This window comes from Polaromonas sp. P3_C2 (assembly GCF_056402675.1).
Map to the genome: position 1 here is coordinate 1 of NZ_JBFUGX010001053.1, position 946 is coordinate 946.

General features: G+C 60.8%; 1 protein-coding gene. It reads left to right on the top strand.

What is annotated here, in order from left to right:
• Positions 1-946, top strand: a 946-nt coding sequence (locus AC1DWI_RS24505; RefSeq protein ID WP_477726091.1) for a DEAD/DEAH box helicase, incomplete at both ends; no start/stop codon positions are given.

A 946-nucleotide genomic window follows, 5' to 3' on the forward strand; every position in this document is an offset into this window, starting at 1 on the left:
AATCTGCGCAGCACCGTGGTGTTTGGCGGCATGGACATGAAGCCGCAGACGGCCGAGCTCAAAAAAGGCGTTGAAGTGCTGGTGGCCACGCCGGGCCGGCTGCTTGACCACATTGAAGCCAAGAACGCCGTACTCAATCAGGTCGAATACGTGGTGCTCGACGAAGCCGACCGTATGCTGGACATCGGCTTTTTGCCCGATCTGCAGCGCATCCTGAGCTACCTGCCCAAGCAGCGCATCACCTTGCTGTTCTCGGCGACTTTTTCGCCTGAAATCAAGCGCCTGGCTTCCAGCTATTTGCAGGATCCGGTCACGATCGAGGTCGCCCGTTCCAACGCTACAGCTTCCACSGTCGAGCAGCATTTCTACAGCGTGGGCGCCGACGACAAACGCCGCGCCCTGCACCAGATCCTGAAACAGCGCGGCATGAAGCAGGCTTTTGTGTTCGTCAACAGCAAACTCGGTTGCGCACGGCTGGCGCGTTCCCTGGAACGTGAAGGCCTCAAGACCACGGCGCTGCACGGCGACAAGAGCCAGGACGAGCGCCTGAAAGCGCTGGAAGCCTTCAAGAAGGGCGAAGTCGACCTGCTGGTGTGTACCGACGTGGCGGCGCGCGGCCTGGACATCAAGGATGTGCCCGCAGTGTTCAACTTCGATGTTCCCTTCAATGCCGAAGATTACGTGCACCGCATCGGCCGTACCGGCCGGGCTGGCGCATCGGGCCTGGCAGTGAGTTTTGTTGCCAGCAGCGACCAGCGCCTGGTGGCTGATATTGAAAAACTGATCAAGACCAAGATCGAACTGGAGCCCATCGAGTTCGAGGAAGACCAGCCCCGTATCAGCGAGCAGGGCCGTATCAATGACGGCCGCCGCATGTACCGTGAAGGTGAAGAGGGCGGCCATGCGCGTGAAGCGCGCCAGCCGCGGGAGCGGCGCGAATACACGC